The sequence below is a fragment of the Pseudoduganella rivuli genome, from assembly GCF_009674485.1.
In the GTDB taxonomy this organism is placed as follows: domain Bacteria; phylum Pseudomonadota; class Gammaproteobacteria; order Burkholderiales; family Burkholderiaceae_D; genus Rugamonas; species Rugamonas rivuli_B.
Map to the genome: position 1 here is coordinate 69,316 of NZ_WKJJ01000018.1, position 14,698 is coordinate 84,013.

At 61.5% G+C, this 14,698-nt stretch carries 14 protein-coding genes; 2 read left to right on the top strand and 12 right to left on the bottom strand.

Annotated elements, in window-relative coordinates; genetic code table 11:
• Positions 1-191: 191 nt before the first annotated feature.
• Genes GJ700_RS25505 through GJ700_RS25520 form a run of 4 tightly spaced genes read right to left on the bottom strand, consistent with a single transcriptional unit; the run spans position 192 to position 6,657 of the window.
• The gene (locus GJ700_RS25505; protein ID WP_154379284.1) at positions 192-3,332 is read right to left on the bottom strand and encodes an efflux RND transporter permease subunit; all 3,141 of its coding nucleotides are present in this window, start codon (positions 3,330-3,332) and stop codon (positions 192-194) included.
• Positions 3,329-4,564: an efflux RND transporter periplasmic adaptor subunit gene (locus GJ700_RS25510; protein ID WP_154379286.1), complete on the bottom strand. Its 1,236-nt coding sequence runs from the start codon at positions 4,562-4,564 to the stop codon at positions 3,329-3,331. The genes GJ700_RS25505 and GJ700_RS25510 overlap by 4 nt, the downstream gene beginning before the upstream one ends.
• A gap of 15 nt (positions 4,565-4,579) precedes the next feature.
• Positions 4,580-5,935: a sensor histidine kinase gene (locus GJ700_RS25515; RefSeq protein ID WP_371868122.1), complete on the bottom strand. Its 1,356-nt coding sequence runs from the start codon at positions 5,933-5,935 to the stop codon at positions 4,580-4,582.
• Positions 5,932-6,657 carry a response regulator gene (locus GJ700_RS25520; RefSeq protein ID WP_154379288.1) on the bottom strand — a complete coding sequence of 242 codons (726 nt, stop codon included), beginning with the start codon at positions 6,655-6,657 and terminating at the stop codon, positions 5,932-5,934. The genes GJ700_RS25515 and GJ700_RS25520 overlap by 4 nt, the downstream gene beginning before the upstream one ends.
• Positions 6,658-6,852: 195 nt before the next feature.
• On the opposite strand from GJ700_RS25520, the gene GJ700_RS25525 reads away from it, so the two are divergent.
• On the top strand, positions 6,853-7,368 hold the full coding sequence (locus GJ700_RS25525; protein ID WP_229507245.1) for a Spy/CpxP family protein refolding chaperone: 516 nt from the start codon (positions 6,853-6,855) through the stop codon (positions 7,366-7,368).
• A 48-nt stretch (positions 7,369-7,416) separates the two neighbouring features.
• On the opposite strand, the gene dsbD is transcribed toward GJ700_RS25525, so the two are convergent.
• Positions 7,417-9,156: a protein-disulfide reductase DsbD gene (gene dsbD / locus GJ700_RS25530; RefSeq protein ID WP_154379290.1), complete on the bottom strand. Its 1,740-nt coding sequence runs from the start codon at positions 9,154-9,156 to the stop codon at positions 7,417-7,419.
• A gap of 102 nt (positions 9,157-9,258) precedes the next feature.
• Here dsbD and GJ700_RS25535 point away from each other — a divergent pair, with 102 nt between their 5' ends.
• Entirely contained in the window at positions 9,259-10,935 is a 1,677-nt protein-coding gene (locus tag GJ700_RS25535; protein WP_154379292.1) for a M28 family peptidase, read from the top strand.
• Positions 10,936-11,066: 131 nt separating this feature from the next.
• On the opposite strand, the gene rplQ is transcribed toward GJ700_RS25535, so the two are convergent.
• The 7 genes from rplQ to infA form a co-directional block, all read right to left on the bottom strand.
• Positions 11,067-11,462 carry a 50S ribosomal protein L17 gene (gene rplQ / locus GJ700_RS25540; RefSeq protein ID WP_154379295.1) on the bottom strand — a complete coding sequence of 132 codons (396 nt, stop codon included), beginning with the start codon at positions 11,460-11,462 and terminating at the stop codon, positions 11,067-11,069.
• Positions 11,463-11,586: 124 nt separating this feature from the next.
• Positions 11,587-12,564: a DNA-directed RNA polymerase subunit alpha gene (locus tag GJ700_RS25545; protein ID WP_154379297.1), complete on the bottom strand. Its 978-nt coding sequence runs from the start codon at positions 12,562-12,564 to the stop codon at positions 11,587-11,589.
• 113 nt (positions 12,565-12,677) lie between these two features.
• Positions 12,678-13,301, bottom strand: a complete 624-nt coding sequence (gene rpsD, locus GJ700_RS25550; RefSeq protein ID WP_371868123.1) for a 30S ribosomal protein S4 — start codon at positions 13,299-13,301, stop codon at positions 12,678-12,680.
• 210 nt (positions 13,302-13,511) lie between these two features.
• Entirely contained in the window at positions 13,512-13,916 is a 405-nt protein-coding gene (gene rpsK / locus GJ700_RS25555) for a 30S ribosomal protein S11 (protein WP_154379299.1), read from the bottom strand.
• A 14-nt stretch (positions 13,917-13,930) separates the two neighbouring features.
• Positions 13,931-14,296 carry a 30S ribosomal protein S13 gene (gene rpsM, locus GJ700_RS25560; RefSeq protein WP_154379301.1) on the bottom strand — a complete coding sequence of 122 codons (366 nt, stop codon included), beginning with the start codon at positions 14,294-14,296 and terminating at the stop codon, positions 13,931-13,933.
• Positions 14,297-14,324: 28 nt separating this feature from the next.
• Positions 14,325-14,438 (bottom strand): 50S ribosomal protein L36, encoded by a 114-nt coding sequence (rpmJ, locus tag GJ700_RS25565; RefSeq protein WP_005663407.1) that lies wholly within the window; start codon positions 14,436-14,438, stop codon positions 14,325-14,327.
• Positions 14,439-14,470: 32 nt separating this feature from the next.
• Positions 14,471-14,689 (bottom strand): translation initiation factor IF-1, encoded by a 219-nt coding sequence (infA, locus tag GJ700_RS25570; RefSeq protein ID WP_005663428.1) that lies wholly within the window; start codon positions 14,687-14,689, stop codon positions 14,471-14,473.
• Positions 14,690-14,698 lie beyond the last annotated feature (9 nt).

Genomic DNA, 14,698 nt, shown 5'->3' on the forward strand with positions numbered 1-14,698 from the left:
ACTTTCTGCACTGCGTCTAACGGGAAATCGGAACTCGGATATCGGGAGAGCGAGCCGCCAGCTTACCTAAACTCGGTCTTGACGGATGTAACCGTATGTATCACATCAGCAATAAAAGCCTTTGCTAAAAAGAAAAACGGGCCGGTAACAATCCGGCCCGTCGTATGATAGCAAAAGCGCTGGCCTGGTGACTAATTCGGCGCCGCAACAGCCTTCACGGATTTCAGTTCCACCACGCCATGTGCCGCCGGCGCCTCTTCCGTCAGTTGTTCATCCGTCATCGGCCCCGTGCCGCTGTACTTGTCCAGGTACAGGTAAATCACCGGCGTGATGTACAGCGTAATGACTTGCGAGAAGATCAGGCCGCCCACCACCGCCAGGCCCAGCGGCTGGCGCAATTCCGCGCCGGCGCCCAGGCCCAAAGCGATCGGCAGCGCGCCCATCAATGCCGCCAGAGTCGTCATCATGATCGGGCGGAAGCGCAGGATGCACGCGTCGCGAATCGCATCGGCAGGCGCCATGCCGCGCGTACGCTGCGCTTCCAGCGCGAAGTCGATCATCATGATGGCGTTTTTCTTCACGATACCGATCAGCATCAGGATGCCGATGATGGCGATCATCGTCAGGTCCAACCCGAACAGGCGCAACGTCAGCAGCGCGCCCACGGCCGCCGATGGCAAGCCGGCCAGGATGGTCAGCGGGTGGATATAGCTTTCGTACAAGACACCCAGCAGCACGTAAATCACGCCCAGCGCGGCAACGATCAGCACCAGCTGGCTGCCCTGCGAACTCTGGAACACGGCCGCGTCGCCACCGTAATTGGTGATGATGGAGGCCGGCAAGCCCATTTCCACGCCCATTTTGCCGATCTTCGCCGTGGCGGTACCCAGCGGCACATCCGGGGCCAGGTTGAACGAAATCGTGATGGCTTGCAGCTGGCCCTGGTGGTTGACGGCCGTCGGGCCCACCGTACGCTCCACCGCCGCAAAGCTGGACAGTTGCACCAGCTGGCCTGCCTTGTTACGCACGGAAATCCTGGTCAGCGCATCGTCGAACTGGCGGTCTTCCGTGGCCGCTTCCAGGATCACGAAGTAACTGGCGGCCGACGAATAAATCGTCGACACCTGGCGCTCACCGAACGCCAGGTACAGCGCGCTGCGGATGGCGGCCATTTCCACGCCCAGGTTATTGGCCTTGTCGCGGTCGATCCGGAGTGACGCCTGCAAGCCCTTGTTTTGCGAATCACTGGTCACGTCGCGGAAGTCCGGATCGCTGCGCATGCGTTCCTGGAACTTGCCGGCCCAGTCGCTCAGCGCATCCGGGCTCACCGATTGCAGTGTGTACTGGTAGCGGCTCTTCGACGGACGGCCGCCCAGCTGCAGGTTTTGCGTGGGGCGCAGGTAGACGTTCATGCCCGGCACCTGGCGCAGCGATTTGCGCAGGCTGTCCAGCACTTGCGGCATCTTGGCCCGTTCGCCGCGCGGTTTCAGCACAAGGAACATGCGGCCCGTGTTGGAGCCGCCGACAAACGACGTGACATCCTTGACGTTCGGATTATTGCGCGCCACTTCCACCACCCGGGTCTGCAATTCCAGCATGGCGGCGGACGAAATATCTTCGGCCGCTTCCGTCGTGGCCTGGATCTGGCCCAGGTCTTCTTCCGGGAAGAAGCCTTTCGGGATATCGATGTACATCCAGATCGTCAGGGCAAAGGTGCCGATGGCAATCGCCAGCACCACGCCGCGGTGCCGCAGCGCGACATCGAGCGTGCTGGCATAGCCGTTGCGCAGGCGGGTGAAGCCCGCTTCGAACCAGCGGCCGATAAAGCCGCCGGCCTGTTCATGGTGCGCATCTTCGTGTGACAACAGGCGCGACGACAGCATCGGCACCAACGTCAGCGACACCACGGCCGACACCAGCACGGACAAGCCCACGACGACGGCAAATTCGTGGAACAGCAAGCCGATCACGCCCGGCATGAAGAAGATCGGGATGAACACGGCCACCAGCGAAATGGAAATCGAAATAATCGTGAAGCCCATTTCACGGGAACCAGCCAGCGCCGCCTGCATCGGCTTCTTGCCCATTTCCAGGTGGCGCACGATATTTTCCAGCACCACGATGGCGTCATCGACCACCAGGCCCACGGCCAGCGTAATCCCCAGCAGCGAAACGTTGTCGAGGCTATAACCCAGCGCGTACAGCAGCGCCAGCGCGCCCAGCAGCGAGATCGGCATCGTGATGCCGGGAATGAAGGTGGCGGCGGCCTTGCGCAGGAACAGGAAAATCACCAGCACCACCAGTGCCACCGTCAGCGCCAGCGTCAGGTTGACGTCGTGGATCGCTTCGCGGATCGATACGGAGCGGTCGTTGACCAGGCTGATTTTCACCGATTGCGGCAATTGCGCCTGGAAGCGCGGCAGCAGGCCGCGCACGCCATCGACCACTTGCACGGTATTGGCGTCCGGCTGGCGCTGCACCTGCAGCACGATCGACCGTTCGCCGTTGTAGCTGCCGGCCGCCTTGATCGACTGGTACGAATCTTCGACAGTCGCCACTTCCTTCAGGCGCACCGGCTGGCCGTTGCGGGTGGCGACGATCAGGTCGGCGAAATCCGCCGCCTTCATCAATTGCGCATTGCCCTGGATGGTCAAGATCTGGTTCGGACCGTCCAGGATACCCAGCGGCGTATTGGCGTTGGCGGATTTGATGGCGGCCGCCAGTTCATCCAAGGTCATGTTGCGGGCGTTCAGCAAGTCGGCCTTGGCGCGGATGCGCACGGCAAAACGCTTCTGGCCATTGACCGTCACCTGCGCCACGCCGGGCAAGGTGGACAGGCTGGGGGCAATCAGGTTTTCCGCATAATCATTCAATTCCGACAACGACAGCGACGGCGACGTCATGGCCATGAACAGCACCGGCGCGTCGGCCGGATTGACCTTGCGGTACGACGGGATGTCGGTCATTTCCTGCGGCAGCGAGCGTTGCGCACGCAGCAACGCGGCCTGCACGTCGACCGCCGCTTCGTTGACATTGATGCTGGGGTCGAACTCCAGGGTCAGCGACGTGTTGCCCAAGGTGCTGGTGGACGTGATCAGGGCTACGCCGGCAATGGTGGAAAACTGTTTTTCCAGCGGCAGCGCCACGGACGAGGCCATGGTGTCCGGGCTGGCGCCGGGCAAGTCCGCGCTGACGTTGATGACGGGGGTGTTATAGCTGGGCAGCGCCGCCACGGGGATGCGGGAATACGCCAGTACGCCGGCCAGGATCAGGCTCAGCGACAGCAACACCACCATCACGGGGCGGCGTATGCACAGTTCGGACAGGTTCATGCCGCACTATCCTTTTTCTTTCGGCTCAGGTTTTCACCCTTGCCATCGCCCTTGCCGTCGCCCCGGCCCTTGCCGCCCTCCGGGGCGGCTTCCGCGATTTTCACCTTGGCGCCGGGACGCAGGTTTTGCTTGCCTTCGACAATGACTTTTTCATCGCCGTTCAGGCCCGTCACGGCGGCATACGGGCCGAATGAATGCAGACGCTGGATGTTGGCGACTTTGGCCGTCTGGTCTTCCGCGACGGTATAGACAAACGTGCCGCGGGTATTGGTAATGATAGCGTTTTGCGGCACCACCAGCGCATCTTTCAGTGTTTGCACGGTGAGTTTGGCATTGACGTACTGGCCCGGCCACAGGCGCGTGGCGCTGTTGTCGAATTCCGCCTTGACCTTGATGACGCCCGATTGCGCATCGACGGCGTTGTCGATGAAACTCAAGTGGCCCTGGAAGTCCTGGCCACCGGACGTCACCTGCACCGGCACCTTGCCGGCCTGCTTGGCCGCCAGCAGCGCACCCAGTGCACTTTCCGGCAACGTGAACGACACGTTGATGGGGTTCAGTTGCGTTACCGTGGTCAGCGATGTTGCCATTTGCACCAGGCTGCCCGGGTACACGTTGATGGCGCCCACGCGGCCGGTCAGCGGCGCGCGGATCGTGTTGTAGCCGGCGCCCACCTGCGCAGCCTGGGCAGCCGCCTGGTCCGCCGCCAGCAGCGCCTTGGCCGCTTCGACCTGGCTGCGCAAGGTATCGACCGCGCCTTGCGCGATGAAGTTTTGCGACAGCAGTTCCTGGCTGCGCTTGTACTGGCGCTCCAGGTCCATCAGGCTGGCGCGGTCGCGCTGCACTTGTGCCTGCGCTTTTTCCACGTTGGCGCTGTCGCTGCGGCTGTCCAGCGAGAACATCAGTTGCCCCTGTTTGACGAAGTCGCCTTCCTTGATGTGCACCTTGGTGATGGTGCTGGTGGTTTGCGGATGCAGGTCGACGGTGGACAGCGGCGACACGATGCCATTGGCCTGCAGCATGACGGCCACGTCCTGGCGCTGCGGCGCCACCACATTGACGGCAGTCGGGCCTTGCTGGCCGCCGCCTTTACCTTGTCCCTGGGCTTGCGCAGGCGTGGAGCCACCTGCAGCGCCGCCTTCCGCCTGCGGCGCAGGCTTGGTGTAAAACCAGACGCCGGCGCCGATCGCGGCCGCCGCGCCCACCAGGGTTACCAGTGTGGATTTCTTCATTATTATGCTTTAGCTTTAATTGCCAGCGTAGTATTCAGGGACGACGAGCGTGACTTCCAGCCCGCCATCCGGATGGTTGGCCAGCGCCAGGCTGGCGCCGTGCTGTTCTGCGATGTTGCGGGCGATGGTCAGCCCCAGTCCCGTGCCGCCGGATTCGCGCGAGCGGGAACTTTCAATGCGATAAAACGGTTCGAACACTTGCGCCAGCTGGTCCGGTGCGATGCCGGGGCCGCTGTCGCGGATACGGATGCGGGCCGCGCCCACCATGCGCTCCACGGTGACGCCCGCTTCCTGGCCGTATTTGACGGCGTTGTCCAGCAAGTTCACCAGGCAGCGGCGCAGCGCCATCGGGCGGCCCATCAGCGCCATCGACGCGCGGCCTTTCAGCGTGACGTCCTGGCCCGCGTCGGCCGCGTCGGCGCACACGCTGTCGAGCAGCGAATCGAGGTCCAGCGCCTGCATGGTTTCGGTGCTATCCATGCTGCGCGCCAGTTCCAGGCCTTCCTTGACCATTTGCTGCGTGGCCGACAAATCGCCCAGCAGCTTGTGCTGCAAATCCGTGTCGGCGACTTTTTCCAGCCGCAGGCGCATGCGCGTCAGCGGCGTCTGCAAGTCGTGGGTGATGGCGGCCAGCATTTGCGTGCGCTGGAATATGTGCTGGCGGATGCGCGCCTGCATCGCGTTGAAGGCGGCGGCGGCCTGGCGGATTTCCGCCGCGCCGCGCAACGCCAGCGGCGGACGGTTGATGTCGTCGCCCAGGTCGCGCGCCGCCTTGGCCAGCTGTTTCAATGGGCGCACCGCCATGCGGGTCACGAGGAAGGCCAGCGCAATGATGGACAGCGCGAAGGGCACGAAGGTGGCGATTTCATTCTGGCCGGTGGGCGGCGGCGATTTCGGCGGCAGCACGGTCAGGCGCATGATGGAGCCGTCGTGCATCGTCACATCCATGGCTTCGCACGTGCCGCGCCACTGGGCGGGGCCGAAGATGGAATTGATCTGGCGCGGCTCGTCGCAGGCGGCAGGACGCTCCGCCACCGGCATCACCTTGTATACCGGCCCCAGGCGCGTGGCCAGTTGCCGGGAAAAGTCGGTTTGCGCGGAACCGCCGCCGCGCGCGTCATGGGTCGGTTCCAGCTTGATCGCGCCCTTGGCCGCGATCTTCTGGTACATGTCGCGCGCTTCCGGCTTGATGACGGCGGCAATCGCGATCAATTCTTCCGCGCGGTCCAGCGCATACGAATCGCGGTAGCGCTCGACCGTGCGCTGGCGTTCCATGACGGCCAGGTACTGGGTCAGCGACGCCGACGCCACGATCCCCAGCAGCAGGACGGCAAACACCCTGCCCGTCATCGACATCCAGAATGCTTTCACGCCGACTCCACCGACACGGCGCCGGCCAGCACATAGCCGCCGTTACGCACGGTCTTGATGATTTGCGGTACGCGCGCATCTTCGCCCAGTTTCTGGCGCAGGCGGCTGATCTGGATATCGATCGAGCGGTCGAACGGGTCCGCATCGCGGCCCTGCGTCAGGTTCAGCAGCTGGTCGCGGTTCAGCACGCGGTTCGGGTGCTCCAGGAACACTTTCAGCAGCCGGAATTCCGCGCCGGACAGCATGATCACGATGCCGTCCGGGTTTACCAGGTGGCGCGCCGTCAGGTCCAGCGTCCAGTTCGAGAAGCGCATCTTCTGCACCTTGTCCGAACCGGTGTTTGATGGCATCGCATGGCTGCGGCGCAGCACGCTGCGTATGCGCGCCAGCAATTCGCGCGGTTCGAACGGCTTGGGCAAATAATCGTCGGCGCCCATTTCCAGGCCCAGGATCCGGTCCAGCGGTTCGCTGCGGGCCGTCAGCATGATCACGGGCAGCGACGACGTGGCGCGCAGTTTGCGGCACAGCGTCAGGCCATCTTCGCCCGGCATGTTCAAGTCCAGCACGATCAAATCGGGACGGGCTTCTTCCAGTTGCTTCCACATGCCGGCGCCGTCCGCCGCACATTGCGTGCGGTAACCGTTGCCTTCCAGATAATCGGCCAGCAGGGTACGGATATCGCGGTCGTCATCGACGATCAGAATGGTAGAAATCGGTTCCATGCCTCAATTATCCTTAGTTCAGGGAGCGATAGCCAATGAGCGATTGTATCGTCTTGTATATCGGAGGAAACTGGCAGCAACACCGAAACAGTTTGATACAAAAGCTCCGGCAAGGGACACGGAAGGGAAACAGCCGGGTGCCAAGATGGTCTCATGTGCAGAGCATTGACCTGCACCCCACTGAAAGGACACATCATGAAAACCACGATTGCCAAAGCTGTAATGGTTGCCCTGCTGGGCCTGGGCGCTGCCGGTTCCACCTATGCCGCCGATCCCGCCACCACCGGCCGCCACGGCCATGCGCTGAGCCAGGAAGAGCGCGCCGCAAAAATGGCGGAACACCAGGCGAAGTTTGCTGAAATGGTGGCCAAGCACCAGGCTGCCCTGCATGACAAGCTGAAGCTGACGGCCGCACAGGAACCGGCGTGGAAAACCTTCGTTGCTGCCGTTACGCCAACGTTGCCGACAACGCCAGTAGACCACGCAGCCGCCGCGTCGATGACGACGCCGGAGCGCCTGGACCAGCACCTGGCCATGGCGAAGCAGCACCTGGCCAAGATGGAAACCCGCGTGGCCGCCACGAAGGTGTTTTATGCGCAGCTGACGCCGGAGCAGCAAAAGACCTTCGATGCGGAAGCAGCCAGGATGCACCACCATATGGCCGGCCGCATGGGCCACCGCATGATGATGCATCACGGCGGCGCCATGTAATGACAACGCCTCCTTGCCTGCCAGGGCAAGGAGGCGTCACGTTGCTGTTTACTTCAACTTTTCCAGCGATTGCATGAATTTCTGCGCGTCCTGGAAACCCACCACGCGGGCGTCGGGGATTTCCCGGCCCTGCGTATCGAACAGGATGATGCCGGGCGGCCCGAACAGCTTGAAGCGCTTCAGCATCGCCTTGTCATCCGCATCATTGGCCGTCACATCCACTTGCAGCAGCACAGTGTTCGCCAGGCGCGCCTGCACTTCCGGCTTCACAAACGTCAGCTTTTCCATTTCCTTGCACGACACGCACCAGTCCGCATAAAAATCCAGCAGCGCGGTCCTGCCACCGGTTTTCGCCAGCGCCGCGTCCAGTTGCGCCACCGTCTTGATGCGCGTGAATTGCAGGCCGTGCGCGGCGCCGCCTTTGCCCAGGTGCGCCAGCGGCGCCAGCACGTCGCGCCCGCCGGTCGCCAAGCCCACCAGTTGCACCGCGCCCAGCGCCAGGAATACCAGCGATACCAGCTTGCCGACGCGGCCGGAACGGGCCAGCAGATACATGCCGTACAACAGGCCCAGGAAGGCAAAGCCCGCCATCGCCACCGCCGCCGGCAGCACCGGCGACACCAGCCACAGCGCCACACCCAGCAACAGCACGCCAAAGAAGCGCTTCACGTGTTCCATCCACTTGCCGGCGCGGGGCAGCAAAGCGCCGGCCGACACGCCCACCAGCAGCAGCGGCACGCTCATGCCCACCGCCATGGCAAACAGGGCGCCGCCGCCGATGACGACGTCGCGCGTCTGGCTGATGTAGACCAGCGCACCGGCCAGCGGCGCGGCCACGCACGGGCCCACGATCAGCGCGGAAATCGCGCCCATGATGAAAACGCCCGCCAGGCGGCCGCCGGACTGGCGGTTCGACGCGGCGCTCAATTTGCTTTGCAGCGCGGCCGGCACCTGCAATTCATACAAGCCGAACATGGATAGTGCAAGAACCGCCATCAGCAAGCCGAAGGCGCCCAGCACCCACGGATTTTGCAGCGCGGCGGCCAGCCCTTCGCCCGCCAGCCCCGCCGCCACGCCCAGCGCCGTGTAGACAATGGCCATGCCCAGCGAATACGTCGACGACAGCAGCAAGCCCCGCGAGCGGCTTGCCTGCGCGCCATCGCCCACGACGATGGACGACAGGATCGGCACCATCGGCAACACGCACGGCGTGAACGACAGGCCCAGGCCCAGCAGGGCGAACAGCGGCAGGATCACCAGCAGGCGGCCGCCCTTCAATGCGGATTCAATGCGGCCCAGATCGCTTTGCTGTTCCGGCGCGGCCGATGCCGCGGCGGGCGCGGCGCCGGCGTTGCCGGCCACCGCGGTGCCGCCGCTGGCGGTCAATTTTGCCGTCGCATCCTGCGGCGAATAGCACAAGCCTTTGTCGGAACAGCCCTGGCCCGTCACCGTCAGCGTGAACGGGCCGGCGCCGTCGACCGGCACCTTGATGGTGACCTGGTGGCGGTACGTTTCCACTTCCTTGTTGAAGGTTTCATCGAATTTGACCTTGCCGGGCGGGATCTGCGGCTGGCCCAGGGTCGCGCCATCGGCCTTGAAGGCGAAACGTTCGCGGTACATGTAATAGCCGTCCGCGATATCAAAGGTGACGGCGGCAGTCTTGCCGTCCACCATGCGGGCGGAGAATTTGAAGGCGACTGCGGGGTCGAGGAATTCGTCTTCAGCGTGGACGGCGCCGGCCGCCAACAGGAACAACGCGGCCAGCAAGCGAATGAAGGTGTGGAACATGACTGCTTTCAGTATGACGGTGCAACGGGTAATGGTACACCGGTCTTTGGCGGGGACAAAGTGTGCGAAACTCATAAGCTTCATCACCTTATGGGATCCGACATGGCAGCCAACCGCATCGCTCTCTTTCCTTTGATTCCCCTGCTGTCGCTGGCGGCAAGCCACGCCGGCGCCCAGGCGCCCGCTGCCGCGCTGAAAGCGATTTCCGAACAAGGCTTGCTGGCCAACATCAAGGTGCTGGCGTCCGACGATTTCGAAGGCCGCTCGCCCGGCTCCGGCGGCGAACGCAAGACCATCGCCTACCTTGAACAGCAATTCAAACAATTGGGCTTAAAGCCGGGAAACCCGGACGGCAGCTATGTGCAGCAAGTGCCGATGCGGGGGCTGACACCATCGCCCGCGTTCAGCTACACGATTGCCGGCAAGACGGTGCCGCTGCGCTTCCCCGACGATTACGTGGCGCATTCCACGGCGGCGCAAACGCAGGTGGCGATCCCGTCGTCGGAAATCGTATTCGTCGGCTATGGCGTGCAGGCGCCGGAATATGGGTGGGACGATTACAAGGGAATCGACGTGCGGGGCAAGACCTTGCTGATGCTGATTAACGATCCGGCCATTCCCGATCCCGCCGACCCGGCGCAACTGGACAAATCCATGTTCAAGGGTTCGGCCATGTCGTATTACGGCCGCTGGACGTACAAATATGAAATCGCCGCGAAACTGGGCGCGGCGGCGGCCGTCATCATTCACGAAACCAAGCCTGCTGCGTATCCGTGGGAAGTGGTGAAAACCGGCGGCACGGGCGAAAACTTCAGCCTGCTGCGCGATGGCCCCGATCCCGATGCGCCGACGGTGCCGGCCTGGATCCACCTGGACCGCGCGAAGGATATGCTGGCGGCCGCCGGGTATGACTTCGACACGCTGAAGCAGGCGGCGCTGAAAAAGGACTTCAAGCCGGTGGCGCTGAACGGCACGGCATCGTTCCAGGTCGACAACCAGGCGCGCACGGTGCAATCGCATAACGTGGTGGCAAAGATCGAAGGTTCCGATCCCAGGCTGAAGAACGAATACATCGTCTACACGGCGCACTGGGACCACTTCGGCATCGATGACAAGCTGCCCGGCCCGCGCACGCGCCAGATTTACCATGGCGCGCTCGATAACGCGTCCGGCACCAGCGCATTGCTGGAGCTGGCGAAAGCGTACAAGGCGCTGCCGAAGGCGCCGAGGCGGTCGATTTTGTTTGTCGCCACGACGGCGGAAGAACGGGGACTGCTGGGCGCGAAGTATTACGCGAAAAATCCGCTTTATCCGCTGAACAAGACGCTGGCCAACATCAATATCGATGGCATCAATGCGTGGGGCAAAACCGCGCAAATTGAAAACGTCACGTCAGGCCATACGACGATGGATGAATTGCTGGCCAAGTATGCCACCATGCAGGGGCGCAAGGTGGAGCCGGATTCCCGGCCGGAACTGGGCAGTGTGTACCGCGCCGACCAGCTGGAATTCGCCCGCGTGGGCGTGCCGGCGCTGTACACGAAAGCGCGCAGCAATTACATCGGCAAGCCGGCCGATTATGCGCGCCAGGTGGTCGACCACTACGTCGCGCACGATTATCACAAGGTCTCGGACGACGTGCGCAGCGACTGGGATTTCAGCGGCGGCGTGCAGGATATCCAGCTGCTGTTCCAGGTCGGCTATGACATCGCACAGGGCAAGGCGTGGCCGCAGTGGAAAGCGGGCTCCGAATTCAAAGGCGCCCCGCGCGGCAAATAACGTCTTACAGCTATCGGCCGTCTATCGAACGATAGTACTAAAGGGGCCAGGCCCCAAAATACCGACTAGTTCCCAATTCCGGGGCGAAAAAAAAGCCGGGCAAGCCCGGCTTTTCATTGTGCTGGCAAAGATTACTCTTCGCCGGTCACTTCAACAGCTTCGGTGATTTCTGGACGGTCCAGCAGTTCAACGAAAGCCATCGGAGCGTTGTCGCCAACGCGGAAACCCATTTTCAGGATGCGCAGGTAGCCGCCGTTGCGGTTTGCGAAGCGTGGGCCCAGTTCCGAGAACAGTTTTTGCACGATTTCGCGGTCACGCAGACGGGAGAATGCCAGACGCTTGTTAGCCAGGGTGTCGGTCTTGCCCAGGGTCAGGATCGGCTCAACAACGCGGCGCAGTTCTTTAGCTTTTGGCAGCGTGGTTTTGATCGCTTCGTGACGCAGCAGCGAAACAGTCATGTTGCGCAGCATTGCCAGACGGTGGGACGAGGTACGGTTCAGTTTACGGAGGCCGTGACGGTGACGCATGGTATTTCCTTTCGAGGTGTTTAAATCCGAGTTCTTCGATCGCCAACGTTTGCACGAGGGCGCGGACCGGTTACAAGTAAAAACGCCCGGGGCGACATGCCCCAGGCGGGTGCTACAAAACGGATTACTTCTCCAGTCCAGCAGGCGGCCAGTTTTCCAGCTTCATGCCCAGGGTCAGGCCGCGGGAAGCCAGCACTTCCTTGATCTCGTTCAGCGACTTGCGGCCCAGGTTCGGGGTCTTCAGCAGTTCGTTTTCCGAACGCTGGATCAGGTCGCCGATGTAGTAGATGTTTTCTGCTTTCAGGCAGTTTGCGGAACGGACGGTCAGTTCCAGGTCGTCCACTGGACGCAGCAGGATCGGATCGACCAGCGGAGCGCGGCTTGGCGCTTCGGCGGCGGCTTCCGTGCCTTCCAGGGCAGCGAACACGTTCAACTGGTCAACCAGCACGCGGGCCGACTGGCGGATCGCTTCTTCCGGCGTGATCACGCCGTTGGTTTCGATGTTGATGATCAGCTTGTCCAGGTCGGTACGCTGTTCCACACGGGCCGATTCCACCGAGTACGATACGCGGCGCACAGGGGCGAACGATGCGTCCAGGATGATGCGGCCGATGGTTTTGTTGGTGTCTTCCGACAGGCGGCGAACGTTGCCCGGCACATAGCCACGGCCTTTTTCAACCTTGATCTGCATGTCAAGCTTGCCACCAGCGGTCAGGTGGGCGATCACGTGGTCAGGGTTGATCAGTTCCACGTCGTGTGGCAGATCGATGTCCGATGCCAGCACGGCGCCTTCGCCTTCTTTCTTCAGGGTCAGCGTCACGGCGTCACGGTTGTGCACCTTGAACACGACACCTTTCAGGTTCAGCAGCAGGTCAACCACGTCTTCTTGCACGCCGTCCAGCGACGAGTATTCGTGCACGACGCCAGCGATGGTCACTTCGGTCGGCGCGTAGCCGATCATCGACGACAGCAGAACGCGGCGCAGCGCGTTGCCCAGGGTGTGACCGTAGCCACGTTCAAACGGTTCCATCACGACTTTCGCGTGGCCGGCACCCAGGGTTTCTACATCGATGATACGTGGTTTCAACAGACTGTTTTGCATGTGTAAATGTCCTTTTCATTACCCTCGGCTCGTTACACCGATAAGGCTGATGGCATTAGTGAAAACGCCCACTCCGGAGAGTGGGCGGGTAAAGCGTGAAACTAAACTGCGGATTAACGCGAGTACAGTTCGACGATCAGCGATTCGTTGACGTCTTGAGCGATTTCGTTGCGCTCTGGCAGCGAACGGAAGGTGCCTTCCATTTTCTTCGCATCAACCGACACCCAAGCTGGCATGCCAACTTGTTCAGCCAGCGACAGGGCTTCAACGATACGGGTCTGCTTTTTCGACTTTTCGCGAACAGCGATCACGTCGCCGGTCTTCACAACGTACGAAGGGATGTTCACAACGTTGCCGTTGATGGTGAACGCCTTGTGCGATACCAGCTGACGCGCTTCAGCGCGGGTCGAGCCGAAGCCCATGCGGTAGGCGACGTTGTCCAAGCGGGTTTCCAGCAGTTGCAGCAGGGTTTCGCCGGTGTTGCCTTTGCGGCGGTCCGCTTCAGCGAAGTAGCGACGGAACTGACGTTCCAGCACGCCGTAGATACGCTTAACTTTTTGCTTTTCGCGCAGCTGGTTGCCGTAGTCGGAGGTACGGGCGCCCGATTTCACACCGTGCTGGCCTGGCTTGACGTCCAGTTTGCACTTGGAATCCAGCGAGCGGCGTGCGCTCTTCAGGAACAGGTCGGTGCCTTCACGGCGGGACAGCTTTGCTTTTGGTCCGATATAACGTGCCACAGTAATTTCCTTTAATGATGATGACGCCCCAGCCACATCGGAATGTGGTTAGGCGCTAGTCCAGTCTTTGTGCAACTGAACGGTGGCTGGCGCCTGCCGGAACGATTCCGACAGACGAAAACAGCCGGACAGTATAGTCGTTACCGACTAACTAGTCCAGCAGTTATCTGAAAACATTGCCGACAAGGCGAACCTTGCCGGCCAGCGCCATTAGATACGACGACGCTTTGGAGGACGGCAGCCGTTGTGCGGCACTGGCGTCACGTCCTGGATCTCGGTGATCTTGATGCCCAGGCTGTTCAGTGCGCGAACCGCGGATTCGCGGCCAGGACCTGGGCCCTTGATGCGAACTTCCAGGTTCTTCACGCCGCATTCCTGTGCAACTTTACCAGCGGCTTCAGCAGCAACCTGCGCTGCGAACGGGGTCGATTTACGCGAACCCTTGAAGCCAGCACCACCGGAGGTCGCCCACGACAGAGCGTTGCCCTGACGGTCGGTGATGGTGATGATGGTGTTGTTGAAGGAAGCGTGAACGTGCGCGATACCTTCAGCGACGTTCTTTTTGACTTTCTTGCGCACGCGAGCTGCTGCTGCGGAGCTTTGTTGCTTAGCCATAGTAGTTTCCTAGATTATTTCTTCAGCGATTGAGCGGCTTTGCGCGGGCCCTTACGGGTACGTGCATTGGTACGGGTGCGTTGACCGCGGACCGGCAGGCCCTTACGGTGACGCAGACCGCGGTAGCAGCCCAGGTCCATCAGACGCTTGATGTTCATCGACAGTTCGCGGCGCAGGTCGCCTTCTACTACGAACTTCGCCACTTCATCACGCAGCTTTTCCAGTTCGCTGTCGTCCAGGTCCTTGACCTTCTTGTTGGTGGCAATACCGGTCTGCTGGCAGATGTACTGCGAGCGCGGACGGCCGATACCGTAGATGGCGGTCAGGCCGATAACGGTGTGTTGGTGATTTGGGATGTTAACCCCTGCAATACGTGCCATTCGTTATTCCTCGAATAAATAACGGTTATTAACCTTGACGCTGCTTGTGACGCGGTTCTACGCAGATTACGCGGACCACACCTTTGCGCTTGATGATCTTGCAGTTGCGGCAGATGCGCTTGACTGAAGCGTTAACTTTCATTTTTGCACTCTTTTCTAGTACGTTTGTTTGATTTACTTGGTCCGGAACACAATGCGGGCGCGGCTCAGGTCATACGGTGTCAACTCAACCGTTACCTTGTCGCCGGGAAGGATGCGGATATAGTTCATCCGCATTTTACCCGAAATGTGTCCAAGTACCACGTGGCCGTTTTCCAGCTTGACTCGAAATGTTGCATTGGGCAGATTCTCCAGAATCTCGCCTTGCATTTGGATGACGTCGTCTTTTGCCATTCGTTACCT